We start from the raw sequence: 24,005 nt of genomic DNA, 5'->3' as shown, positions 1-24,005 counted from the left end.
ATATTTACAAATTTATGTATAAGATTTAATAGAAAGGTATAAAAATAAGTATGACTATTGTAAGTACAACTGAGGCTTGTGCTAATTTTCAAGAAATAATCAATCGGGCTGAGTATCGTGGTGAGCGCATCTTAATTCAGCGTCATGGTAAAGCTGTTGTGGCGATTATTAGTCTTGATGATTTGAAGTTGTTGGAGGCGATAGAAGATGCCATTGACTCTGCTGCTCTTCGCCGTGCAGTAGAAGAAAATGATGGATTTATTACGCTTGAAGCAATTACTGCTCGTCGTGGGGATGAGTGAACGTTATACCTAGCCAACTTTAGCTATTAGCCTAAGAATTCATTCTTAGGCTTGAGGGTTATACCTTGGAACGATCTGTTAAAATTTCGTATCCAGTATCTGTCACTAATACGGTATGCTCATACTGAGCAGACAGAGATTTATCGACAGTTTCCACTGTCCACCGATCTGGTAAAAGCCGTGTATGCTTAGCACCAGCATTTAAAATTGGCTCAATTGCCAATGTCATTCCCTTACGAAGTTTAACATTGGGCATTTCGTTGGTACGGAAATTAAATACAGAAGGTTCTTCATGTAGGTTACGACCAACACCATGTCCAGTATAATCTTCTACTACACTAAAGCCGTTAGCTTTGACATGATCTTCAATTGCACCGGCAATATCTATTAGGTAATTACCCGCTTTTACCTGTTCTATACCCTTATAAAGAGCTTCTTCTGCTACACGCATCAGTCTAGCAGCAACTGGTGTAACTTCACCTACAGCGATTGTAATACAGGAGTCACCATGAAAGCCTTGGTAACAAGCGCCTGTATCTACTTTTAAAACATCTCCGGCGCGAATTACTTTCTTCCGTTTGGGGATACCATGTACTACTTCATGATTAATGCTAGAGCAGATAGAACCAGGAAAACCATGATATCCTTTAAAGCTAGGTATTGCACCCATTTCTCGGATTCGTTTTTCCGCATGAGCATCCAAGTCAGCAGTCGTCATACCGGGCTGTACCAACTCGGAAATTTCTTTAAGCACGGTGGCGACAATTAGAGACGATTGCCGCATAATTTCAATTTCACGCGGCGATTTAATTTCTATTCCTCTACGCTCTTGTTTTTTTTGACGATTTTTTTGAGTTGGTTGAGAAAGTAAGTTACTTAGGATGTTCATGGGAGGTTTTTAAGTGTTGGCGTTTTACCGCTAAGCTATACTATGGTTTTTCGCTTTTGAAGTTGCTTCTTTTTAAGTTAGCTTATTTTTGGCGATCGCACTTCGGTTGAGATACTAGCTCTATTGAACACTAGGTCCTGCTGTCACCACTACAATTTTATCTGGATGGAGTAACTCACGCGCTGCTTGATTAACTTGGGCAAGGGTGACTGCTTGAATTTTGTCTGTGAATAAACGCAGTTCCTCTTCATTTAGCCCATACACCTCATTCATCAGAATTTCGTGGATTAAATCCTCTGGGTTGGCAAGAGAAATGATGTAGTTGCTCAGTAGGGTATGTTTGGCAACTTCTACTTCAACTGCTGTGACGCCTTTGAGATGGATTTGCTTGAGTAGTTTGTGGGTACTGGCAATTGCTTGAGTAGTGTCTTCTGGGCTAGTTTGCATCTCAATCAAAAATGTGCCAAAGCTTTTGCCTGCCATGAAGTTGCTGTAAATTCCGTAGGTAAGTCCTTGGCGATCGCGCACTTCTGCTCCCAGTCTACTAGATAAAGTATCCCCACCCAAAATCTGATTTAATATTACCGCTGAATAATACCGTGAGTCATTACGGTTAATGCCGGTGTTTCCCATGTAAGTAATAGCTTGGGCTTTACCTGGTAGGATGGGGTTAACCTGCACAACTTCCTTGGGCATTGATACCATTGGATAATTTAAAGTTGGCGCATTTCCACTTACTTTCCAATCACCCAGTTCAGATTCTATGAGTTTTCGCACCTCCGTAGGCGCAAAATCTCCTACCAATGCCAACACTGTGGTATCTGGTCGATAATGTTTTGTTTTAAAATCAATCACATCACCACGGCTAATTAGTTGCAAACTCTTCTCTGTGGGAAACGTGTGTACGGGATGCTTACTTGGGTATACTGACTGAACAAATGTTCTTTTAGCTACCGACAATGGATCATCTAATTCTTCCTTAAGGTCGGTTAAAGTTTGTTTACGACTTAATTCTAACTCTTTTTGAGGAAAAGTAGCATTTTTGACTACATCTGCCAATGTTTGTACCAGTATCGGTAAATCAACAGCTAGGCTATTTCCTTCAATTCGCACACCTTCGCGGTAGGCATCAAAATCGAGATGCGCTCCTTTGTCTTCCAAAGCTTTGGCAATAGTTAAGACATTCTTATTTTTAGTGCCATTCATCAAGTTCTCTGCGACAATAGCTGCAATACCAGCCTTGTTCTCAGGGTCGAATTCCGTACCAGCTTTGATATAACCACTGAGAGTCACAGTAGGAGTACTGGGATCGCGCATCAGTAATACTCTCATCCCATTAGGTAGAGTAAATCGTTCTGGAATTGGGCGTGCAGCGTCAGATACTTCTTGTGAGTCTATAGGCGGTAAATACTGAGCTACTTCTTGATAATCTACAGGTACGCCTGTAGTGAATTTCTCCTTAATTTGTGCGGAATTACTTTTGTCACCAACTTCTTTTGGTTGAACTTTAGTTGGTTCAAAAAAGCCTACTGTACGTAATTGTGGTTTGATATATTGATTAGCTACACGCTGTACATCTGCGGGAGTTACTTTACGTACACCTGCCAAATAGCTATCTGTATAAAGATAATTACCAGTTGTAGTCTCATCATTACCTAGTTGTATAGCAAGACTTGAAATATCACGGTTACCCAAAATTAAAGCAGCTTCTAACTTAGCCTTAGCACGGTTCACTTCTTCTATTGTCACTCCTTTGGTGGCAAGGTTAGCGATCGCACGATTAAGTACTGAGTCAATTTTTTTCAAATCGGAACGATTTACCGCCGTTACCCAAAGTTCGTACCAGCCCGCCTCCATCAAATTAATTACAGAAGCTTTCACTTCGCTAGCTAAACCTGATTCCACCAACTCTTGCTCAAGACGAGAATTCCGTCCCTCCGTCAAGATATAATCCATCACATCCAAAGCCGGAACATCCGGATGATTCACATCTGGTAACGGATACACCGCTTGCAACATCGCTGCCGCCCCCGGCTCACGCAGTACTATCGGCGACGAAGCAAAATTCTTCTTACTCTTCTGTTCTAAATTCTGACTCCTGACTTCTGACTCCTGACTCCTTCCCTTCGGTATTTTCCCAAATGTCTCTTGAACAACATCAAGAGTTGGTGCAGTTTGAAAATCTCCCACAATTACCAACACAGCATTATCAGGAGTGTAGAAATTACGGTAATATTTACGCACCTGCTCAACATCAAACTTCTCCACATCAGCTTTAGTGCCACCCACAGGTAAACCATAAGCGTGGTTAGGAAAAGCCGCCCGCATCACAGCACGACTAAGACGATATTCTGAGCTATTTTCGTAACCCTGTAACTCGGAAATTACTACCCGCTTTTCCTGAGCCAATTTATCCGCATCAATGAGGGAATTTTGCATTCTGTCTGCTTCCAGCATTAATAATGCCTTAAGCTTTTGTCGTTCTGCAATGTTATAGTATGCAGTTTGATCGTGGCTGGTAAAAGCGTTTGAGTCGCTACCTAAAACACTAAACAATCTGCCAAATTGAATTGGACGGTTATTTGTACCTCTAAACATCATATGTTCTAACTGGTGGGCAATGCCATTCACACCAGCTTCTTCATGACGGGAACCCACTTTGTACCATGCCTGTACGGTAACTACTGGGCTGGTATGTACTTCTTTTGTGAGAACGGTAAGACCATTCTCTAGTACTGTTTTGTGGATGTTATCTTTAAGTAAAGGTGATATAGTTTTTTGAGACACCTCTGTTCTCTGAATATTTACCCAATTATATACTGATGGTAGGTGGCTATGAGCGGATTTATGACCAAGTAACAATACTGTTACTAACCAAATAGTTAACAGTAAAAAAGAAAAACGACATCGATGCAGTGTGGAAAACACAGACATAGATTTGATAATTTTATTGTAAAGAAAATTACTGATTTTTGTTTCGACTATAGTCTAATCCCTCTTTAGTTTCTGTCGCCTCGGCAACACTACATAAAGAGGGAGAAAAATTATTTTAACAGATAAAATAGTTAAAAATTCAACTACTAAGTATTGCGAGAACTCGCGTAAATTCAAGGGGTAACCCGTCAGCATCTGCTATAAAAAGTACCTCATAAATACGACAGCCTATTTGCTGTTGAGTAGGTTCTAGAAGTACAGATAAAGGTTGTAACTGCTCTACATTGTTTTGAGCAGCAGTAGCAAAACGTTCTTTTAAACTTGTTAACCAACTTGATAAATCTGGCGTGATATCAGTTAAATCAAAAGATAAATGATAGTAGCCCACGTAATGTTCATCGGCAAACGCATCCGGGGCTGGTTTTGGTTGAGGAATTTGGATGAGTTCAATTCTGCCGCCTAGCCCTTCGAGCCAACAAGCTAGGGTGTAGCCTGTGGTGAAGCGCTCACAGACTGTAAATCCCAACTGTTCGTAGAAAGCGATCGCACGGTGGATGTTCGCGGTACGAATAGAAGCGTGGTGCATATTAATTAATTAAAATAGACGTCCCAACGGGACGTCTCTACAAATTTATTCAAACAATCGGAAATACGGATAGCGTACAGGCACACCCGGTTCTTTTTCCAAATCGAAATTAATTACTTCCCAGCAGGGTTCGTCTGCGGGATCGGGGCTAAACTCTACTGGTAAACCGTAAAGTCGGGTAGAAGCTGAAGTCGCTTCTGTTTGCCCACCCCGCCAAGGAGTGCTGCGTTCTAAGTAGCCACTCATCAATTCCTGATAGCGTTGAGCAATAATTACGCGAGTTGCTCGGTAGCCCTGAGTATACAGCTTATCGAGTGCTTCGTGAATTTCAAACCGAATCCCATCAGGATGGGTATGCTGCCGATACCATTCTCCGTTCCATCTTCGCCAATGACGCCCTGACTGTAAGTGAATTAACTCTCCAGTTTTCGGATTAGCTTCAAAAGCGCCATGACGGGGACATAAATAGGTATCTGTAAGTGTCAATGCCGGAATAATCTGCCGACAGTGGGGACACTGAATTTCAGGACCAAATATTGGGTACTGCAAGCCTGGATTCATCATGAAGTGCGTACAAATATATTTGTGAACTAATGAGCACTTGGCACTCAGCACGCATACACTCTGTACTACTGAGTGTAGAGGCTTGATACCGTGATATCCTGGTGAGTGCAACCAGTCTATTTGGTTGGAGTTTTCCAGTGTTCCTGGGTACTATATACATATTCTATCGTGTCTACTGCTTCCTTCTGGTCTTCTGTCGATATTTCTCAAGCTGCCTTCGTTGCTGCCAACGCTACTGTGATTGGTCATGTGAACATAGCTGCAGGAGTAAGCATTTGGTATGGAGCAGTGGTAAGGGGAGATGTGGAACGGATTGAAATTGGCGAGTTTACCAACATTCAAGATGGAGCCATCCTACACGGTGACCCCGGTCAACCGACAATTATAGAAGATCATGTCACTATTGGGCATCGTGCTGTGGTACACTCTGCCTACATTGAACGTGGTAGTTTAATTGGCATTGGCGCAATTGTTTTAGATGGTGTACGGGTAGGTGCTGGTAGCATGATCGGTGCAGGTGCTGTAGTAACTAAGGATGTTCCGCCCTTATCTTTGGTTATGGGTGTTCCTGGCAAAGTAGTTCGGCAAATTTCACACGCAGAAGCAGCATCCCTAATCGAACATGCCCAACGTTACCAAAAGTTGGCTTTAGTTCATGCCGGTTCGGGAACTGCTCTTAGATTGACAAAACCTCCTGACTCCTGACTCCTGTCTCCTGTCTCCTGTCTCCATCTGTAAACATTCTTTACAAAAAACTTGGCAAAAACTGCCCACTTCAGCTTCAAAATAAAATATGAGAATAGTTGATAAAACTTTAACTTCTACTTAAAAGAGGGGGGATGTAAATATGGACTTAGATATGCGTGTAGTGGTCGTTTTAGCACCAGTAGTCATTGCTGCTAGTTGGGCAGCTTTCAACATTGGGGCGGCAGCTTTAAGACAATTGCAAAGCTTTTTAAATCGAGAAGCCTAAATTAAACAACGTATCGTCAAAAACCCGGTTGCGTAAAAGTTACCGGGTTTTGAGAACAAAGTTCCATCTTACCGACGTGGATATCAATTCCATCCTCAAACCCTTCCAACGCTTTGGTGTCCATCTTGGACTAGAGCGCATTGAAAAACTGTTAGCAAATCTTGGCAACCCCCATCATCAAGTTCCGATCATTCACGTTGCTGGCACTAACGGTAAAGGTTCTGTCTGTGCTTACCTTTCTTCTATCCTTACCGAAGCAGGTTATCACACAGGACGCTACACCTCTCCTCATTTAATTGATTGGACAGAACGTATTTGCCTCAACGAACAGCCGATTACTTCGGAACAATTGTACCAATTATTACAGCAAGTCAAAGCAGCTATTAGCTCAGATGAAGAATCACCGACTCAATTTGAAGTAATTACCGCAGCAGCATGGTTATATTTTGCACAATCTAAAGTAGATGTAGCAGTGGTAGAAGTAGGATTGGGAGGACGGCTGGATGCTACTAACGTTTGCGCAAAACCTTTAGTTACTATTATCACGAATATTAGCCGCGAACACTGGCAGCAACTTGGTCCCACTGTCGCTGACATTGCCGCAGAAAAAGCTGGTATCCTTAAACCAGGATGTCCCGCAGTGATTGGACTATTGCCACAGGAAGCTTCTCAAGTTGTAGGCGATCGCATTACAGCACTACAATGCCCATATATTCAACCTCAAAGCGCTCGTCAAATTGCCCCAGGATGGGCAGAGTATGAAAGAATTAGATATCCTTTGCCGCTGCCAGGAAAGAATCAGTTAGCAAATTCCGCTTTAGCAATAGCCGCTTTGGAATTTTTGCAACAACAAGGTAGGCAGATACCGCAAGAGGCGATTGTTAACGGTATGGCAAAAACTAAATGGTTGGGGAGAATGCAATGGACTACCTGGAATCAGCATAAATTATTGCTAGATGGTGCCCATAACCCAGCCGCTGCTCAAGTTTTGCGAGACTATGTAGATAGTTTAACCCCCAACCAGTCTGTAAGCTGGGTAATGGGAATGCTTTCTACTAAAGATCATGCTGAAATTTTTCAGGCATTGCTGCAACCAAATGACCGATTATATATAGTACCAGTACCAGATCATAGTTCAGCCAACACGAGTGAGTTAGCCTTCTTAGCTGAGAATATTTGCCCAGAATTGAGCTTTTGTGGAGCTTATGAGGATTTATCATCAGCTTTGCAAGCAGCTTTTGCCTCAACAGAGAATTTAGTTGTTTTATGCGGTTCGTTGTATTTGGTAGGACATTTTTTAATCAGAAACCCGGTTTCTTTAAGAAACCGGGTTTCTGATATGTAACGTCTCTACAGCTAACTGGTGCTATTCCACTCCTGTGCTGCATCTTCTACAGCTTTATCAACTGTCTTCTCATCTAACATTGCTGCTTGTAAATTTTCGTAAATAGCTTTTTGGAGAAGGTTAAAGTTTTTTAATGTAGGAGTTAAAACTTCCGCTGTTTGCAGTTGTTGTGCGCTGACAACTCGCGCTTTATCTAAAGTGGAAGCTTTGGCAGGTAAATCTTTGAAGTAGCCATCAGTGAGTGCTTTGACTGTAGATGGTAGAACTTCGGCTGCTTTGGCAAAACTAAGCTGGTTCTCATCATTAGTCAGAAATAGAGCAAACTTCAGCGCGGCGTTTGGTTGTTTGCTATCGCGGGGAATAACTATATTCATCGCCGCAACATTTTTCTTACCAGTTTCACCTGTGATTTGTGGTGCAACAGTGGAGACAGAGGCGATAGTCGGCGCATTGTTAGTAATCTGCTTCAAAAACTCCGCGCCAGAAGTTAGCATTGCTATTTGTCCGGATTGATATAACTCTATAGCATGACGATGACCTTGTGTCAATGCCTCTTTAGGAATAAAACCTTTTTTATACAAATCTACCCAGTACTGAAAAGCAGCTTTGCCTTGAGGAGAGTTAAAAGCCGCCTTGCCTTGAGCATCTAAAAGTGTCACGCCCATCTGCACAAACGACTCTAGCACCTCACCAGAATCTTGGGGAACAAAGGTCATAAAAAAGGCATATTTACCAGTTTTGTCTTTAATTTGTTGAGCTGCTTGTGCCAATTCAGCATAAGTTGCGGGTAGTTTATTGATACCTGCCTGTTTTAAAAAATCAGTGTTATAAATGGTTAGCTGCGTAGTGAGGTACCAGGGAAGACCAAAACTCTTGCCTCCCAACGTGCTGGCTTTCCAGATATTCGGTAGATAGGAGGAACGTACTTGATTTGGGACTTTTGCATCCAATTCTAACCAGGCATTTCGTCCTGCTAATTGGGAAGCAAAATTAGGATTGAGATTGACAACATCAGGTGGCGTTTTTGCGGAGACTGCTGTTAAAATTTTGTTTTCCATTGCTGTCCAAGGTACGTCAACCCATTTCACTTTTATACCTTGATTTTGAGATTCAAAGGTCTGGATGAGACTTTTGAAATACTCTGCTTGAGGTTGGAGTTGCATTGTCCAAAACTCAACAGTTGCTACTCCTGGTGATGCTGATTTTGTACCTGTGCTACAACTAACAATCCAACTTGTCAGTATGCCTAGTAGTACGCAAATAGTCAACCTGCTCAATTTTTTAATTTGAAACATCCTGCTGATCATTTTTCAGTTCCATTGCCCTTTCATCTTTAAATTTTCAATTTAGCAGTCCAGCAAATAAAACTGTGATTAAAAGCTTAAAAAATTTGTTTGGTAAATCTCATCAAGGAGTCGGCATCGAACTTGCACCACATCGTGTGAGTGTAGCTAAGCTACGTAAGCAACGCCAAGGCTTAAAGCTAGACGCCTTAACATCAGTGGCAGTTCCGGAAGGGGTTTTTAGTGATGGTCAAATTGCTGATCCCCCGACAATGGCACAATTAATTCAACAAGCTTTGGCTGAGAGTAAAATCAAGGCGAATCGTGTCGCTACTGCTGTTGCGGGACGAGATTCGATTGTACGTCTAGTGCCTGTGCCGGCAGAGTTAGATGACAAAGAACTGCGCGAGATGGTGCTTAACCATGAAGCAGGTTTGTATTTACCTTATCCTCGTGAAGAAGCTGATGTGGATTATCAGAAACTTGGGTATTTTGTAGATGAGGACGGTATTGAAAAAGTACAGGTGCTGCTGGTGGCTACTCGTAAGGAGGTGACGGACACATATATAAGTACTTTTGAACAGGCTGGTTTGCAAATTGATGTTTTGGAGATTAATAGTTTTGCTTTAATTCGGACAATTCGCGACCAACTGCGCCAATATGGACCACAAGAAGCAGCCGTGCTGGTGGATATAGAGTTTGACAGTACAGAAATTGCCATTATCGTGAACGGCGTACCGCAGTTTTCACGTACAGTGCCACTCGGTATATATCAAATGCAAACAGCTTTGTCTCGAGCGATGAGTTTACCTACATCACGAGATACGGAATTGTTGTATGGAATGTCTATTCCGGCAAATACGATGGATGGGGGCAAAACTGGCGTTACCGAAGCTAATCCTGGTATGGCAGCAATCCTGAGAGTATTGGGAGAGCTTACAGATGAGTTGCGTCGTTCTATCGATTTTTACTTGAATCAGTCCGAAAATTTGGAGGTGGCACAGATTTTACTTGCCGGTCCTGGAGGTGGATTGGATAATTTGTCAGAGTTTTTTACCCAAAGATTGAGTTTGCCTACTTCTCAAATTGACCCTGTAGGAGCGTTGTCTTTGCAAGTAGATGAGGAAAAATACCCCCCTGTCGAACGGACCGGTTTAGGAATAGTTCTTGGTTTAGGTATGCGATCTGTTTGAAATGAGATTTTGATGGGAAGAATAATTTGTAATGGATCACTAATGACCAATGATGAAAAATGTATAGTTTAGATGTTAATTTTCTTAAAGACCGTCAAGTAGTTCCTAAATCTTCTGAACCCAGAGTAAAAAAAGCACCTGTTCCGGCTGGGAGTTTAAAACCAGTTTATGTGGGTGTAGTCTTGGGGCTAGTTTTTCCTGTTTTGGCGGGGTTAGGTTTGTGGTTATTACAAGGAAAAAATGCTGAGTTGGAGCAGTCAGTAGCACAACTAGAGCAGGAAAAACAAAAGTTAGAACAACAATTAGTAAGTATTAATAAAATCAAAGAAGAAACAAGCAGAATTAAGAGTGAAACTCAAGCTTTAGTTACTGTTTTTGACCAAATTCGTCCTTGGTCGGCAATTTTGCAAGATTTGCGCGATCGCATCCCCAGAACAGTGCAAATTGAGAAAATCAAGCAAACACCACCAAGTGCAGCAGAAAAAGGTAAACCAATACCTAATCCGGCTGGAGGATTGGAAATTAGTGGATTAGCTCGCACTTTTAAAGATGTGAACGATTTCATGCTAACTCTACAACAGTCTCGCTTTTTGAAGTCTACCGATATAAAAATTACTTCAGCAGAGTTAGTCGATGCACCATTACCCCCAAGCCTCAGTAGATCTACTATACCAATTAAACCTCCTCAAATCGTCAAATACACCATTCAATCTAGTTTGAGTGATATTCCCGCCTCCTCATTCATGCGCGAATTAGAGCAAAAAGGCACAGTGGGATTAGTAACTCGGATACGTAGTTTGCAACAAACAGGAGTCATTCCAAAATGACATTCAGTGAAGATTTAAATATGGTTGACAATGGGGAGGAGTTTGATGCAGCCTCAACAACCTATCCTGTTGTCTTTGGAATTACTTTCACACCAAAAATTATTGGTATTATCGTTGGAGTTTTGGGCATACTAGGCGCAGGTTACATAATATTTAACATGATTATGCCCGCTTGGGAAACTTACCAGCAACAGCAAGCAAAACAGACAAGCTTACAAGGAGAAATTGAGCAAAAAAAAGCCAACCTTAAACAAATTGACAAAGTAAAAAAGGATCTAGCACTGTCCAAAGAGCAACAAAAACAGGTTTTAGGTTTATTTGCTAACGAAAAAACTTTAGATACTTTGTTGTTTGATTTAAATCGGTTAATTGATGGCAATACGCAAATTTCCGCCAACTCACTTAGAGCCAGACTGAGAAAGTTTGTACCAGCCTCACAAAAAGCAGAACCGATTACCGATGGCTCTCTTGGAACACTGGTTGATGGTAAGCTCAAACGCCGTAGTGTCAATATCGAAATTATCGGCACTTATGAACAAACACAATCAATTCTCAGAAACATCGAACGTTTACAGCCTTTATTAATAGTTAAAAACTATGACTCTTCTCTCGCACCAGAACCTCCTATTCAAGTAGGTAAAGAACTGCCAAGAATAGGACCTGCATCAATTTCTACACTTATCCAGTTACAGGCACTGATGCCACTTAATCCAGAGGAAGTTGCACAAGCAAACCAAGCAGCAGCGAAGAAGAAGTGATGGAACCATGTCTCTTTCCCATGCCCCTCTCGCCCCGCCCCTCGTTCCCAGCCTCAGGCTGGGAATGCCTTCAGGAGGCAGAGCCTCCTTTTGAAACGAGAGGCAGAGCCTCTCGCAAGGCATTCCCAGGTGGAACCTGGGAACGAGAACACAACCAGAGGACGAGAATAACTTTCTTCCCTTCTGCCCTCTGCCCTCTGCCCTCTGCCTTCTTTTAATTTTCTTAATACTTTTCTAGTGTGAGGATTGAACTGTGAAACTTCACGGTAATAGCTTAATATTTTGTGCCACCACAACGATGATCCTAGCCGCTCAAGCAGTGTGGGCGCAGACTACTCAAGTAACTCAAGTACAGCTAAAACCTGTAAATGGTGGAATTAATGTTATTTTGAAAACTTCTAATGGCGATCGCCCGCAAATTTTCACCACAAAAAGAGACAAAGCTTTAGTTGCCGATATCATTAATACTAAACTACGCTTACCACAAGGTAATAGTTTTCGTCAAGACAACCCCGCTCCCGGAATTGCCTCAGTAGTAATCAATCAACTTGATACTAATAGCATCCGGTTAATAGTAACTGGAACAGACATTACACCCAACACTCAACCAGTAGAGCGAAAACAAGACGGAATTACCCTCAACTTTACTCAAGGTGCAGGCGTGGCAGGTAAAACACCCACCCCACAAAACAGGGCGATGCCCACCCCACAAAATAACAATCAACCAGTAGCACAAACAAACCCATCTCAACCAAATCAAAAGCCACAAGAAGTTCTCGTCCCCAACCCCCAAATCAGCATAGACGGGAAACCAGCACCAACCGCAGAACTAAATCAACCCACCAACTCAGCGCCACCCTTCCTACCCAGAGCAGTTGCTCCACCAGTAGGCGACATTGCCGTATCAAGTACAGATGCCTCACCTAGCACAGTAGACTTAGGTACTCAGCAAAAAGTTCCCCGCCTAGTACTTAGAGATGCTCCAGTCCGCGAAGTATTGTCTCTACTTGCCCGTGCAGCTAATCTCAACCTAGCTTACATAGGGGGTACAGCCACACCAGGACCAGGAGGTCAACAGCCCGCAGCAGCAGCCGCTGGAGGTGATGGACCAACAATTTCCTTAGATATAGAAAATGAGCCTGTACAAGACGTGTTCAACTACGTCTTACGCTTGAGTGGACTAGAAGCTAACCGCAATGGACGCACAATTTTTGTGGGACCACAATTACCTAATTCCACTCGTGATACAGTCATGCGCAGTATGCGACTCAACCAGGTAAGTGTAGGAGTCGCAGTTAACTTTTTAGTCGGTTTGGGGGCAGAAAGTGCTATTAGCCGTGAACGGCAGATTTCTACAGTTAGATCTGTGAGTGTGGGAAAGGAAGGAGATAGCACTACTGAAAGGACGACTGCTAACGAAGTTACAGTTGAAACTAGACGTGCTGATTTTAAGGACTCAACGCCTTTACTTAGAAGTCTACAGGTATTGGGAGACGAACGAACTAATGCTGTTACCTTGATTGGCTCTCCTAGACTAGTTGAGATAGCAATGGCTCAACTAACTCAGCTAGATATCCGCCGTCGTCAAGTAGCAGTCAACGTTAAGATTATCGATGTTAATTTGACAGGAAGCCAAAACTTCAATACTAGCTTTTCCTTTGGTGTTGGCAACAACTTCTTTGTCAATGATGGCGGTGCAGCTGCTATGAACTTTGGCGGCGTCAATCCTCCCACTTCAGCACAAGCAAGCTTACCTGGTTATGTTAATCCACCCGTTATTAATAATCCCTACACTGGTGCAAACGTTTTTGTTAATCCTAACAATCCAATTACTGTTCCAGGAACTATTCCTGGCACCATAGAAGTTTCACCGGGGGGTATTAGGAGGTTAGAAAATTCTAGCTCAGGTCAATTTGCCCAACCCTATGTTGACTTAAACAATCCTTTACAACCAGGTATCACGAATCTTATCCCAGCAGAAGACAATATTATTACCGTAGATCAAGATGGAAGAAGAAGTGTAAGCCAAGGTACTTTGGGATCAATTACAACCTCTCTACCCTCACTATTTCAATTTCCCAAACGTTTTCTCGCTAGCTTGCAAGCTCAGGTACAAAATGGTAATGCTAAAATCTTGACAGATCCAACCCTAATTGTGCAAGAAGGTCAAGAGGCTAATGTCTTTTTGACCCAAGAAGTAGTAGGAAGGGTTAAAAGAACTATAACTGACACACCAGGTGGCTCTAGAGAGGAGCGAGACATTGAAAAAGAGGAAGTGGGTTTAGCCCTTGCTGTCAAAATTGATCGTATTGATGACAACGGTTTTGTCTCTCTATCGGTTGTTCCTGATGTCAAAGCACCTGCAGGTGTAGCAGATACAGGTGATGGGCAAATAGTTTTAGTATCTCAAAGATCCCTTAAATCTGGCATAATTCGTCTCCGAGATGGTCAAACACTAATTCTTAGCGGTATTATTCAAGACGAAGATCGGGTAACAATCTCTAAAATTCCTATCTTAGGTGATATCCCCCTCATTGGTGCGCTATTTAGAAAGACAAACAAAAGCAACGAGCGCAGAGAGGTAATTGTGTTACTTACACCGCAAATTATGGATGATTCAGAGCGCTCTTCCTATGGCTATAACTACAATCCCAGCCCTGAAGTGCGGCAAATGTTAGAGCGTCGTGGTTTACAAACGCCGAAGAGATAGGGAAATGAGGCAGATGGAGGATAACGTACAGACGCCCTGGCGGGGCGTCTGTACCCAAATTGTGGCAGGGTGCCTGTACCCAAATTAATGGGAGTAAAATTAATATGAAAGATCCTTTGCTACCAACAGTAGAACAGTTGACGGCGTTTTATACCAGATGTGTAAGAATCAGCAACCTTCTCAAATCAATTGAAATGGTGAGGTATGACACACGTACAAAAAGGATAGTTATTTTAGTTGGTGAAGAAACACAATTAGAAATTCTTGAAAATGGTGAGGTTATTATAGGATGACTCAAGCAGATTATCAAAGTATGGATGAAAAACAATTGCGTAATTATGTTAAGCAGAATCCTGATGATGAAGAAGCTTTTCAATATTTCCTAAACATTATTAGAGCTAAACCTGGTCGTGTAGTAGTAAGTACTGATGAACAATTTGAACAAGAAATGCGTAAGCGTATCAACTGAGAACTAGATCTCGCTCTTTATGTTATCTAAGATACCCGACTTCTCTAAGAAGTCGGGTATCTTGTTTGGCATGTATGTGAAGCTATTAGAGAAATTGGCGATCGCTTCACTTTATAACTCAATCTTTCTACTGTCAATTTTGAGCAGTGCCAAACCTACTTAACAATTCCTCACGAGACAATTGTATCAATAAAGAAGTGAACTCTTCTGGTGGTAATGCTAATAAAGATTCAATAATTGTTTGTAGCTCGTTATCTAAAGTCCCAAACCGAACTAGAAGTAAGTTTTCGATAGTTGTACGACGTTCATTTTGAATCCCTTCGAGCCTGCCTTCAAGCCTGCCTTCGAGCCTGCCTTCCTCTCTACCTATTTGTTGAGCTTCTGCCAAACGTTGTAAATAAATTGGTGATAACTGCATAACTAAGTTCCGCTCTTCTCTATCTAAATTCTGATTTAATTCTAGGGTAGTTTTCAGGTTAGCTAGTAAATCCATCGCTTTGCTACGGAAAGGATTGTTCACATCCAACGCAAGCAATTCTTCTATTGCCCTCTTTTGGACTCTTCCCTTACCCAACAGTCTTAACCACAGTGTTTCTGGGGTAACTGGTAATTGATGAATTACTACCACTGCACCCCGCCAAGATTGATTAAAAAGATAAACACCCTTTCCCCACCGTTGTTCATCTAACTTTCCCCCAAATCCGCCTAAAAATTTGACTGAAGCTGTGGGTGAGAGAATCCATAACTTTGGTAAAGAATCTTCCTCTAAGAAGACATCATTCCGTTTAGCTTCCCGCTCAAAACTGGCACAAGTATTAAACAACTTGATCGTACAATTGCGCACTTCTGAGTTTGTAACTGGGTTACGAAAGGGTTCAATCAATGCTTTTGTTTGGGCAAATCTACCGAGTAATCCTAAACTTTCTCGATCAATTTGTGGTTGCTCTCTTGGGAGAAAATAAACATCAACTTCTAATACTTCTCCAGCGACATCCTTACTTGTTTCTACTGAGCCTAATGGAGATAATAGCTCTTGGAGATATTACGAGAGCAAACCGATCATAGGGAAACCGAGTCATTAATTTGACAATCCGTTACTGAAATTATAATTCGACTATATTTTTTTGGCTCCTGTACGTCAACCGAAAATATCAGGAGTCACAAGTGAGTTGCAATTTTGAACCGAGAGAAATTGGCGATCGCTCTTTCTCTGTATTAATGCTCCCTGTACACTCACTGTGTAATAAAGCAAGTTTTCCAGCACCAAACGCTGCCCTTCCTGTCGTCCTTCCTACCGAAATAAGTTCTTATAATTAACTAGTAATTCATAATTAGTCACGCAATGAGTGAAACAGCTACTCTTATCCGTCGGATTACACAAAATCCTGGGCAGTGCGGGGGACGTCCCTGTATAAGAGGAATGCGAATCCGTGTCAGTGATATTTTAGAGATGTTAGGTGAAAATGTTAGTCCTGCAGAAATTCTAGAGGATTTTCCCGATCTGGAACCTGAAGATATTCAGGCTTGTCTTTTGTTTGCAGCACGCCGCACGGATTTTCCTCGGCTGAGTGCATGAACATTTGGATTGATGCTCAATTACCACCAACATTGGCACTTTGGCTAAGCAACACCTTTGCAGTTAGTGCCACTGCTTTGAAAGATTTAGGCTTGCGAGATGCCCAAGATATACAAATCTTTGATGCAGCGCGTGTAGCTAAAGTTGTAATCATGACGAAGGACAGTGATTTTGTTGATTTGGTTTGTCGGTTGGGAACACCTCCGCAAATTCTTTGGTTAACTTGTGGCAACGTCACAAATCGTCACCTCCGGCAACTTCTTACTGCTACTTTTCCAGATGCTTTAGAACGCCTGCGACAAGGTGAAGAGATTGTCGAAATAGGCGATATCGTCAGTTTTAACTAAATATTTTTGCTCTCTATATGTGAGGCTAACAGAGAATTGTCAGCCTCACTTTTTACTGTCAATTTTAAGAAGTGCCAAACTGACTGAGCAATTCCTCACGAAACAATTGTATCAATAAAGAAGTGAACTCTTCGGGTGGTAAAGCTAATAAAGATTCAATGATTGTTTGCAGCTCGTTATCTAAAGTCCCAAACCGAACTAGAAGTAAATTTTCGATAGTTGTATGACGTTCATTTTGAACTCCTTCAAGCCTGCCTTCAAGCCTGCCTTCAAGCCTGCCTTCCTCTCTATCTATTTGTTGAGCTTCTGCCAAACGTTGTTCATAAATTGGTGATAACTGCATAACTAAGTTCCGCTCTTCTCTATAGCAGTCCTAAATGATTTGCAAACACAAGTCTTTCTTTTCTTGGCGCTCTTCTCCTGGCGGAGACGCTGCGCGAAGGCGTCTTGGCGGTTCATAACTCAATTAGGATTGCTATATCTAAATTCTGATTTAATTTAATGGTAGTTTTCAAGTTAGCCAATAAATCCATCGCTTTGCTACGGAAAGGATTGTTCACATCCAACGCAAGCAATTCTTCAATTGCCCTTTTTTGAACTCTTCCCTTGCCCACTTCTGAGTTTGTGACTGGGTTGCGAAACGGTTCAATCAGTGCTTTTGTTTGGGCAAATCTGCCGAGTAATCCCAAGCTTTCTCGATCAATTTGCGGTTGCTCTCTTGGGAGAAAATAAACATCAACTTCTAATACTTCCCCAGCGACATCCTTACTTGTTTCTACTGAGCCTAATGGAGATAATAGCTCTTGCAGGTAGTCCTTGGCAAACCGATCATAGGGGAACCGAGTCACGCCCCTTCGGGTTCGTCAAAAGTCAAAAGTCACGCATTCAAAAGTCACAAGTGAGTTGCGATTTTGAACCGAGAGAAATTGGCGATCGCTCTTTCTCTGTATTGATGCTCCCTGTACACTTACTGTGTAATTAGGTATTCTCTTTTCTAGAGAGTCAAAATTGAAACGCCGTAAGCTGGAATCCTAGAATCTCGTGTTACAAAAGTTAAACCTTCTAACATTGTTTGTGCAATTAACATGCGGTCAAATGGATCATCATGATGACGTGGTAAACCACCTGCCTGTAAAGCATGATATAAAGTAATTGGTAGTACCTCAAAACGGCACGCGACTAAAACCTCAGGTAGATTGTCAGGAGTTGTTAACTTACCCAACGCCTTTTTAATTGCAATTTCCCAAACAGTTGCAACACTAACAAAAACTTGATGCTGTGGCTCAACAATTAAATCACGAATAGCAAAAGGTAACTTTGGATCGTCAGCCAGATACCAAATCAGAATATGAGTATCAAGTAAAAGTTTCATTCCGAGTCGCCAGAAAAAGCTGCTGCGATTGACTCAGGTAGTACATCAAAATCATCTGACATTTGCACTCTTCCACGCCAAAGTCCAAAAGGACGAGGTGTTTGAGCGTAGTTAATATTATTTGGCATTTCATGGGATTGTACTATCTCTTTTTCCACTTTTTTGTTGCGAATTTCCTCCCTAATAACTTTTTGAACTATCTTGGTAATAAGAGCTTCTAATTCAGCCACTGTCAAATTGCTAATAGAATAGTTGGATTCCATTTGAGAGTTTGTCATATTAACCTCTATAGTTCTTGGAGACGGCTATGGAGTCGTGCCATAATTTCTTCGCCATCAAGCAGTTCGCCTCGCTCAGCTTGTTCAACACCTTTTTGGATTTCCTGCCGCAAGGTTTCTAACTTCAGGTAGTTCAGTTCGTCTTCAAGCTGCTGCAAACGGTTAAGCATTTCTTGGAAAGCACGGGCATCTTGTACAACTACCGCCGCTTCGCCATTCACAGTCAAAACCACTGGGGCTTTTGTCTCGTTGATTTGCTCAACATAATTACTGGCATTGCGCCGAAAGTCTGTTAGGGAGTGGATATTTTCCAAGTTAATCACAATGTTACCTAATTATGTACCTAATTCGATAATAATTTTTTGGCTCCTGCACGTCAACCTAAATATCACGACTAAAAAGTGGGTTGCTATCGTGAACAGATAGAAATTGGCGATCGCTTCTTCTACGTATTTAGCCTCCCTGTGCCCTAACTGTGAAATCTCGTCTTTCACTCTAAAAAGAAAGTCTGCTAAGTATTTATTCCTATTCATATACCTGTTTTTAGTGCAACAATTAACTAATTTGAATAAAAAATGCTGAAATCTATATAAATTAATGGTTTCATCTATCCACTTCAGGCTACAACCCTTTAGAATGATTCATTGAAAAGTTGAGCTGATAGGAGTTACGGGCGTTTTAAGCAAATATACTCTCAAGGAACGGCTTTTGTAAATCTCAGCACAGAGATTTACGTACAAGATGCGCCAAAAGCATTTGACAATCTGAAGTAAACCTTAAGGAATTTGACATGAACAAAGGCGAATTAGTAGATGCTGTAGCTGAAAAAGCCAGTGTAACCAAAAAGCAAGCTGATGCAGTCCTCACTGCTGCATTGGAATCAATTATCGAAGCGGTTTCCTCTGGCGATAAAGTTACACTAGTAGGGTTTGGCTCTTTTGAATCACGGGAACGCAAAGCTCGTGAGGGACGCAACCCAAAAACAAATGAAAAAATGGAAATTCCAGCCACGAAGGTTCCTGCTTTCTCCGCTGGAAAGCTATTTAGAGAAAAAGTTGCACCCCCAAAATCCTAAGTTCTCGCTTAGCTAACCCTTTCTTTATGCGGCAACCAGCACACGGGGGAAATTTAGCTTGGGCAGCAGCATTAGCTGGCTGTCCTCCCGGTGCTATTCTGGATTTTTCTGCCAGCATCAGCCCTTTGGGACCACCAAGTAGCGCTATGGCAGCCATTGAGTCCCAATTGGTTAATTTACGGCACTATCCAGATCCTGATTATGGTGAACTGAGACTTGCTCTCAGTCACTTTCATCAACTGCCTGCTGAGTGGATTCTGCCGGGTAATGGTTCGGCAGAATTGCTAACTTTGGCAGGTAGGGAATTAGCACAATTAAGTGCAACCGTTTTAATTACTCCAGCCTTTGGCGATTACTACCGATCGCTAGCGGCATATGCTGCTAAAGTACTGGAGTTTCCCGTTTCTTTGGGGGCGGGGAGTGGGGGAGTAGGGGAGCATGGGAGTGGGGGAGTAGGGGAGCATGGGAGTGGGGGAGAAATCCCAATCCAAAATCGCGCAACTAAGATCCAAAATTCCCAGGGGTTGCTCCTCAATAACCCTCACAATCCGACAGGAATTTTATTTTCGCGGGAAGTAATTATACCTCACCTTAAGGAATTTGCCTTGGTGGTGGTAGATGAAGCGTTTATGGATTTTTTACCCCCAAATCAAGAACAAAGCTTGATTGGATTGGTACAGGAATATCCCAATTTGGTAATTTTGCGATCGCTCACCAAATTCTACAGTCTACCTGGGCTACGACTGGGATATGCGATCTCTCACCCCAATCGCTTGCGAACATGGCAGTCATGGCGCGATCCCTGGAGTGTCAACACTTTGGCTTCCGCAGCAGCCGTAGCAGCAATTCAAGATAGGGAGTTTCAGGAACAAACCTGGGCATGGCTACCACCAGCACGGCAACAACTGTTTGATGGTTTAGCCTCAATCCCAGGATTGCATCCTTACAAGAGTGCTGCTAACTTTTTACTTGTAGAAACACAACAACTCTGCTCTGTGTTGCAGCAAAAATTACTCAAGCATCACCAAATTTTAATTCGCGATTGCCTCAGTTTTCCCGAGCTTGGCGATCGCTATTTCCGGGTAGCTGTACGCTCTTTCTCTGACAACGAGCGCTTACTAGACGCCATAATCAAAAGTTATGAGTTATGAGTTATATTCCCGCCTCCTACTCCCCTACTCCCCTACTCCCCTACTCCCCTACCTTTGAATTCGTGTGACTATTGACTACGATATCGTGATTATTGGCGGCAGTCTTGCTGGACGTTATGCTGCTCTTAGTGCTACTAAATTAAAAGCCAAAGTTGCCTTGGTAGAAACAAAAATAAATGATGCCGTACTCTTGGTTAACTCACCCTACGGCATGATTTATCATCACGCTTTTACACAAACGGGCAACCTTTACCAAATGTTGGGTAATACGTCTCAATTTGGTATTAATACTTCTCATCCCCAGACACAAGATCAATGCCTTGTCTGTGTGAATTGGCAACAGGCGATGCTGTATGCTGACGGTGTTGTCTCTAATCTCCAAGAGCAAGATTCACTTGCGATCCTATCTGCTCAGGGAGTTGATGTCATTGTTGGTAGTGGTCAATTTCAATCATCGCCTAATTTGGCTTTTATTATAGGCGATCGCCACCTCCGCGCACGCGCCTATTTACTTGCTACCGGTTCTGTACCAGCAATTCCTGACATTGAAGGATTGCAAAAAACTGGCTTTCTTACCTTACCTCAAATCTGGCAATCTCTGAGTAGTCCTAACCCACCAAAAAAATGGGTAATTCTTGGTGGTGTTCCCCAAAGTATTGAAGTTGCCCAAACTCTGGCAAAATTGGGTTGCAGTGTAATTTTGGTTGTGTATCGTCCACAAATTTTATCTCATTATCTTGACTCAGAAATTCTCCAATTACTTTATAGTCAGTTGGAAGCAGATGGTGTGCGCGTCATACAAACACCAGTCACTCAGGTAATGCGAATTGACGAGCAAAAGTGGCTGCAAATTGGAGATAAGGCAATTGAAACTGATGAAATTTTAGTAGCTTTTGCACAGCAACCAAATATAGAATTTCTTAATTTAGCAGCAGCAGGCGTCAAATGGTATCAAAATCGTCTGCTTGTCAATGATAAATTACAAACTACTAACCACCGCATTTACGCTTGTGGTGATGTTATTGGTGGATATGATTGCCCAAATATTGCTAATCACGAAGCTAGAATAGCCCTACAAAATTCACTATTTTTTCCCATTAATAAGGTAAGTTATCAATGCATTCCTTGGGCAATTTTTACTAACCCTATAGTAGCCCAAGTAGGGCTGACCGAAGCACAAGCTATAAGTCAATATAATCAAAATGAAGTTGTAGTTCTGCGCCAGTATTTTAAAACACTAGCAGTTGCCCAACTTCAAGATCAAACTACAGGTATTTGTAAATTAATTGTTTTAAATAATGGCGAAATATTGGGTGCTTCAATTTTAGGAGCAGAAGCAGACGAGTTAATTAATCTTGTTGCTTTAGCGATCGCTCAAAAAATTAAAGTTCATCATCTAGCTTCTTTGTCTCCTATTTACCCCAGTTTCTCGGAAATTTTAGCACAAACTGCACTTCAATGGAGTCAGCAAAGATTAAATCGCAATATTGCTACGCAAGAGTTTTTAGAAAGTTTTTTCCTCTTCCGTCGCAATTGGAATTTCTGAGTTTCCGTTCCCAGGCTGTAGAGACGTTCCGGCAGAACGTCTCTACGATTTTTTATTCCTCCTATCGGATAAAGAAACACTGCCAATACCTTGAAGAATACCACGACCAATTAAACCTATACCACGACCAATTACTTGGGTGAGAATGAAGACAACTCCACTGCCTAATAAAGATAATAAAGATTGTAAGCGAGGGGCGATCGCATCACGAAATTCTAGTACCAATGTTACTACTAATGGTATGTTAGAAAGTTGAGCTAATTCTTGAGTACGTGGCGCATAAATGGAAACTTTTGCGATCCCGCGAGGTGCAAAAACAAATAGTTCATAGCGACTTTCAAAAATGGCTTGAGCTTCGGTTACATAATTTCTCCAGCGGTATTGCCAAGACAAATTGTTTCTAAATCTTTCGATTTCCCTTGTAGAAATTAATTGACTGTTAAAAAAAGTTTGCTTAATATCCTCTATATCTGCCAATCTATTTAATAGTGGTTGTACCACTCCATTTGCTACCTGAATTAATAAGTTTTCTAATAACATTGACACTCGTTCTTTAGCTTCTATGCTCCCAGCAACATATAATGTATTATCCACCTGCAAATTTGTTTGAAACAGTAAATAGGCTAATAACTCGCTAACTAATGGTATTTTCTGCAAAATTGTTTCTACTACAGAAGCTTCTTGCCGCAACAAAGGGACAATTTCTAAATATTTATCACCTACTTTCACTCTAGAGAATTTTCCAAAAAATTCTGTGTTTACGGCTTGCCATAAATCAATTAATATGGTATTTCTTAGTTCAAATAATCGATATGTATCAATTTGCGAAGCACGCATTTCATCTAAAGTATTAGCAAAGTGTTGCAAGACTAAGTAAAGTAATTCTCTTTTTTTATTTGGACTTAAAATGTCAATCTCTAGCGGAACATCTGTTACATTTTGTAAATTAAATTGAAGTTTATTAATACAAGCAGCAAATAATTCGGCTTGCAGCGCTCTAGGACTAACTGACGAAGGAATTTCCCTCTGAGGAATAAATAAAGTGGAGTTTACCGGAGGTGGTTGTACCTCTTGCCTTTGCTGTGGAGAAGGTAAAAACCGATTGAGTAGCCAACGAGCAGTCAGTAATTCTCGTCTTTTTCCCGCCAAAATTGCCTGCTCAAGTAACGGTAATCCCGGCACTTGCAATTGTGCTGTTACATTTGCCAAAGAGGTATTAATATAACCAATTCCTGACAACCGTTGATTATTCAAGATTTGCGTCAAGGGATTACTGTAGAGACGCCCCGGTGGGGCGTCTGGTTGATATTGCGTCAATGAGGCAGATACAGCATCCCCAAACCAATAAGAACCTCCACTTGCAACGGATTGCATAGCAGCGACTAATTCCGTCAGGGGTATGCCTTTGGGGCAGTAACCATCTATCCCAGTCGCCTTTGCTGCCAAAAGTAGCCGTGGTTCTTGGACATGACTCAGGAGTAAAATCGGTAGGTTGGAATACTGGGTTTTCAGTTGCCGACAAAGTTGTAAACCGAGCTCATAAGTTGAAGTAGAATGAGCATTTCCCAGTTCCAAGACAACTAAATTCAAGCTTTGTGGGTCTTGTGCTTGTGTTAAGGTTTGTAGGGCAGCAGTATATGTTTCAGCCTCCGATACAACTTCTACGTTAGGGACTTGTTCCAAAGCTACCCTTAGCCCTAGTCGGAAGATGGGATCTGAGTCAACTAACAATAATTTCAAGCATTGCATCGTTTATAATCCGCTGAAAAACACGGTATCTGTTTTCACACTTTTGAGAAAACATTCTAATTACTTAGCTTAGTCTTA

The 24,005-nt window shown here is 41.8% G+C and carries 27 protein-coding genes; 15 read left to right on the top strand and 12 right to left on the bottom strand.

From position 1 onward, the window contains the following. Positions 1-50 precede the first annotated feature (50 nt). A complete protein-coding gene (locus ICL16_RS44000; protein ID WP_190838965.1) occupies positions 51-302 on the top strand; it encodes a type II toxin-antitoxin system Phd/YefM family antitoxin in 252 nt (83 codons plus the stop codon). Positions 303-360: 58 nt separating this feature from the next. Here ICL16_RS44000 and map read toward each other — a convergent pair whose 3' ends face one another. The 4 genes from map to ICL16_RS43980 all read right to left on the bottom strand — a co-directional run bounded on the left by map (position 361) and on the right by ICL16_RS43980 (position 5,272). Beyond that, positions 361-1,191, bottom strand: a complete 831-nt coding sequence (gene map / locus ICL16_RS43995; protein WP_190838964.1) for a type I methionyl aminopeptidase — start codon at positions 1,189-1,191, stop codon at positions 361-363. A gap of 120 nt (positions 1,192-1,311) precedes the next feature. Next, a complete protein-coding gene (locus tag ICL16_RS43990) occupies positions 1,312-4,125 on the bottom strand; it encodes a M16 family metallopeptidase (RefSeq protein ID WP_190838962.1) in 2,814 nt (937 codons plus the stop codon). Between the two features lie 139 nt (positions 4,126-4,264). Beyond that, positions 4,265-4,711, bottom strand: coding sequence for a VOC family protein (locus ICL16_RS43985; protein ID WP_190838960.1), 447 nt, complete (start codon positions 4,709-4,711; stop codon positions 4,265-4,267). A gap of 45 nt (positions 4,712-4,756) precedes the next feature. Then, the gene (locus tag ICL16_RS43980) at positions 4,757-5,272 is read right to left on the bottom strand and encodes a TIGR02652 family protein (RefSeq protein ID WP_475580436.1); all 516 of its coding nucleotides are present in this window, start codon (positions 5,270-5,272) and stop codon (positions 4,757-4,759) included. Between the two features lie 171 nt (positions 5,273-5,443). Here ICL16_RS43980 and ICL16_RS43975 point away from each other — a divergent pair, with 171 nt between their 5' ends. The 3 genes from ICL16_RS43975 to ICL16_RS43965 all read left to right on the top strand — a co-directional run bounded on the left by ICL16_RS43975 (position 5,444) and on the right by ICL16_RS43965 (position 7,593). Further along, positions 5,444-5,980: a gamma carbonic anhydrase family protein gene (locus ICL16_RS43975; protein WP_190838954.1), complete on the top strand. Its 537-nt coding sequence runs from the start codon at positions 5,444-5,446 to the stop codon at positions 5,978-5,980. A gap of 142 nt (positions 5,981-6,122) precedes the next feature. Continuing rightward, positions 6,123-6,248 carry a photosystem II protein Y gene (locus ICL16_RS43970; protein WP_190838952.1) on the top strand — a complete coding sequence of 42 codons (126 nt, stop codon included), beginning with the start codon at positions 6,123-6,125 and terminating at the stop codon, positions 6,246-6,248. A 76-nt stretch (positions 6,249-6,324) separates the two neighbouring features. After that, on the top strand, positions 6,325-7,593 hold the full coding sequence (locus tag ICL16_RS43965) for a Mur ligase family protein (protein WP_190839250.1): 1,269 nt from the start codon (positions 6,325-6,327) through the stop codon (positions 7,591-7,593). 11 nt (positions 7,594-7,604) lie between these two features. Here the strand turns inward: ICL16_RS43965 and ICL16_RS43960 are convergent, their stop codons facing one another. Then, positions 7,605-8,888 carry an ABC transporter substrate-binding protein gene (locus ICL16_RS43960; protein WP_190839247.1) on the bottom strand — a complete coding sequence of 428 codons (1,284 nt, stop codon included), beginning with the start codon at positions 8,886-8,888 and terminating at the stop codon, positions 7,605-7,607. A 74-nt stretch (positions 8,889-8,962) separates the two neighbouring features. Between ICL16_RS43960 and pilM the strand changes: the two genes are divergently transcribed. The 6 genes from pilM (at position 8,963) to ICL16_RS43930 (ending at position 14,833) form a co-directional block, all read left to right on the top strand. Next, on the top strand, positions 8,963-10,069 hold the full coding sequence (pilM, locus tag ICL16_RS43955) for a type IV pilus assembly protein PilM (protein WP_190838949.1): 1,107 nt from the start codon (positions 8,963-8,965) through the stop codon (positions 10,067-10,069). 59 nt (positions 10,070-10,128) lie between these two features. Continuing rightward, positions 10,129-10,896: a PilN domain-containing protein gene (locus ICL16_RS43950; protein WP_190838947.1), complete on the top strand. Its 768-nt coding sequence runs from the start codon at positions 10,129-10,131 to the stop codon at positions 10,894-10,896. Further along, the gene (locus ICL16_RS43945) at positions 10,893-11,654 is read left to right on the top strand and encodes a pilus assembly protein PilO (protein WP_190838945.1); all 762 of its coding nucleotides are present in this window, start codon (positions 10,893-10,895) and stop codon (positions 11,652-11,654) included. The genes ICL16_RS43950 and ICL16_RS43945 overlap by 4 nt, the downstream gene beginning before the upstream one ends. Before the next feature lie 298 nt (positions 11,655-11,952). Beyond that, positions 11,953-14,364: a type IV pilus secretin family protein gene (locus tag ICL16_RS43940; RefSeq protein WP_190839244.1), complete on the top strand. Its 2,412-nt coding sequence runs from the start codon at positions 11,953-11,955 to the stop codon at positions 14,362-14,364. 104 nt (positions 14,365-14,468) lie between these two features. Beyond that, positions 14,469-14,657 carry a DUF6888 family protein gene (locus ICL16_RS43935; RefSeq protein WP_190839283.1) on the top strand — a complete coding sequence of 63 codons (189 nt, stop codon included), beginning with the start codon at positions 14,469-14,471 and terminating at the stop codon, positions 14,655-14,657. Next, positions 14,654-14,833 carry a DUF6887 family protein gene (locus tag ICL16_RS43930; RefSeq protein WP_190838943.1) on the top strand — a complete coding sequence of 60 codons (180 nt, stop codon included), beginning with the start codon at positions 14,654-14,656 and terminating at the stop codon, positions 14,831-14,833. Before ICL16_RS43935 ends, ICL16_RS43930 begins: the two co-directional genes overlap by 4 nt. 133 nt (positions 14,834-14,966) lie before the next feature. Here the strand turns inward: ICL16_RS43930 and ICL16_RS43925 are convergent, their stop codons facing one another. Beyond that, a complete protein-coding gene (locus tag ICL16_RS43925) occupies positions 14,967-15,716 on the bottom strand; it encodes an RpnC/YadD family protein (RefSeq protein ID WP_337907234.1) in 750 nt (249 codons plus the stop codon). Between the two features lie 459 nt (positions 15,717-16,175). Here ICL16_RS43925 and ICL16_RS43920 point away from each other — a divergent pair, with 459 nt between their 5' ends. Continuing rightward, positions 16,176-16,409 carry a DUF433 domain-containing protein gene (locus ICL16_RS43920; RefSeq protein WP_190838940.1) on the top strand — a complete coding sequence of 78 codons (234 nt, stop codon included), beginning with the start codon at positions 16,176-16,178 and terminating at the stop codon, positions 16,407-16,409. Then, positions 16,406-16,756 (top strand): DUF5615 family PIN-like protein, encoded by a 351-nt coding sequence (locus tag ICL16_RS43915; RefSeq protein WP_190838938.1) that lies wholly within the window; start codon positions 16,406-16,408, stop codon positions 16,754-16,756. Before ICL16_RS43920 ends, ICL16_RS43915 begins: the two co-directional genes overlap by 4 nt. Before the next feature lie 64 nt (positions 16,757-16,820). On the opposite strand, the gene ICL16_RS43910 is transcribed toward ICL16_RS43915, so the two are convergent. The 5 genes from ICL16_RS43910 to ICL16_RS43890 form a co-directional block, all read right to left on the bottom strand. After that, positions 16,821-17,099: an RpnC/YadD family protein gene (locus tag ICL16_RS43910; RefSeq protein ID WP_190838936.1), complete on the bottom strand. Its 279-nt coding sequence runs from the start codon at positions 17,097-17,099 to the stop codon at positions 16,821-16,823. 112 nt (positions 17,100-17,211) lie between these two features. Beyond that, positions 17,212-17,604, bottom strand: a complete 393-nt coding sequence (locus ICL16_RS43905) for a hypothetical protein (RefSeq protein ID WP_190838934.1) — start codon at positions 17,602-17,604, stop codon at positions 17,212-17,214. Between the two features lie 146 nt (positions 17,605-17,750). Next, complete coding sequence (locus ICL16_RS43900) at positions 17,751-18,128, bottom strand: type II toxin-antitoxin system VapC family toxin (protein ID WP_190838932.1); 378 nt, start codon at positions 18,126-18,128, stop codon at positions 17,751-17,753. Further along, positions 18,125-18,406 (bottom strand): hypothetical protein, encoded by a 282-nt coding sequence (locus ICL16_RS43895; RefSeq protein ID WP_190838924.1) that lies wholly within the window; start codon positions 18,404-18,406, stop codon positions 18,125-18,127. Before ICL16_RS43895 ends, ICL16_RS43900 begins: the two co-directional genes overlap by 4 nt. An 8-nt stretch (positions 18,407-18,414) precedes the next feature. Continuing rightward, positions 18,415-18,729: a type II toxin-antitoxin system prevent-host-death family antitoxin gene (locus ICL16_RS43890; protein WP_190838921.1), complete on the bottom strand. Its 315-nt coding sequence runs from the start codon at positions 18,727-18,729 to the stop codon at positions 18,415-18,417. A gap of 467 nt (positions 18,730-19,196) precedes the next feature. Here ICL16_RS43890 and ICL16_RS43885 point away from each other — a divergent pair, with 467 nt between their 5' ends. From ICL16_RS43885 to ICL16_RS43875, 3 genes are all read left to right on the top strand, one after another. After that, the gene (locus ICL16_RS43885; RefSeq protein ID WP_190838919.1) at positions 19,197-19,481 is read left to right on the top strand and encodes an HU family DNA-binding protein; all 285 of its coding nucleotides are present in this window, start codon (positions 19,197-19,199) and stop codon (positions 19,479-19,481) included. Positions 19,482-19,507: 26 nt separating this feature from the next. Next, positions 19,508-20,632, top strand: coding sequence for a threonine-phosphate decarboxylase CobD (cobD, locus tag ICL16_RS43880; protein WP_190838917.1), 1,125 nt, complete (start codon positions 19,508-19,510; stop codon positions 20,630-20,632). A gap of 64 nt (positions 20,633-20,696) precedes the next feature. Continuing rightward, the gene (locus ICL16_RS43875; RefSeq protein WP_190838915.1) at positions 20,697-22,178 is read left to right on the top strand and encodes an FAD-dependent oxidoreductase; all 1,482 of its coding nucleotides are present in this window, start codon (positions 20,697-20,699) and stop codon (positions 22,176-22,178) included. A 42-nt stretch (positions 22,179-22,220) separates the two neighbouring features. On the opposite strand, the gene ICL16_RS43870 is transcribed toward ICL16_RS43875, so the two are convergent. Next, positions 22,221-23,927, bottom strand: coding sequence for a DUF3685 domain-containing protein (locus tag ICL16_RS43870; protein WP_190838913.1), 1,707 nt, complete (start codon positions 23,925-23,927; stop codon positions 22,221-22,223). Positions 23,928-24,005: the final 78 nt, after the last annotated feature.

The organism is Iningainema tapete BLCC-T55, assembly GCF_014698965.1.
GTDB lineage: Bacteria > Cyanobacteriota > Cyanobacteriia > Cyanobacteriales > Nostocaceae > Iningainema > Iningainema tapete.
Note: the sequence above shows the minus strand (reverse complement) of the source record. Positions and strands in the feature narration are given on the sequence as shown.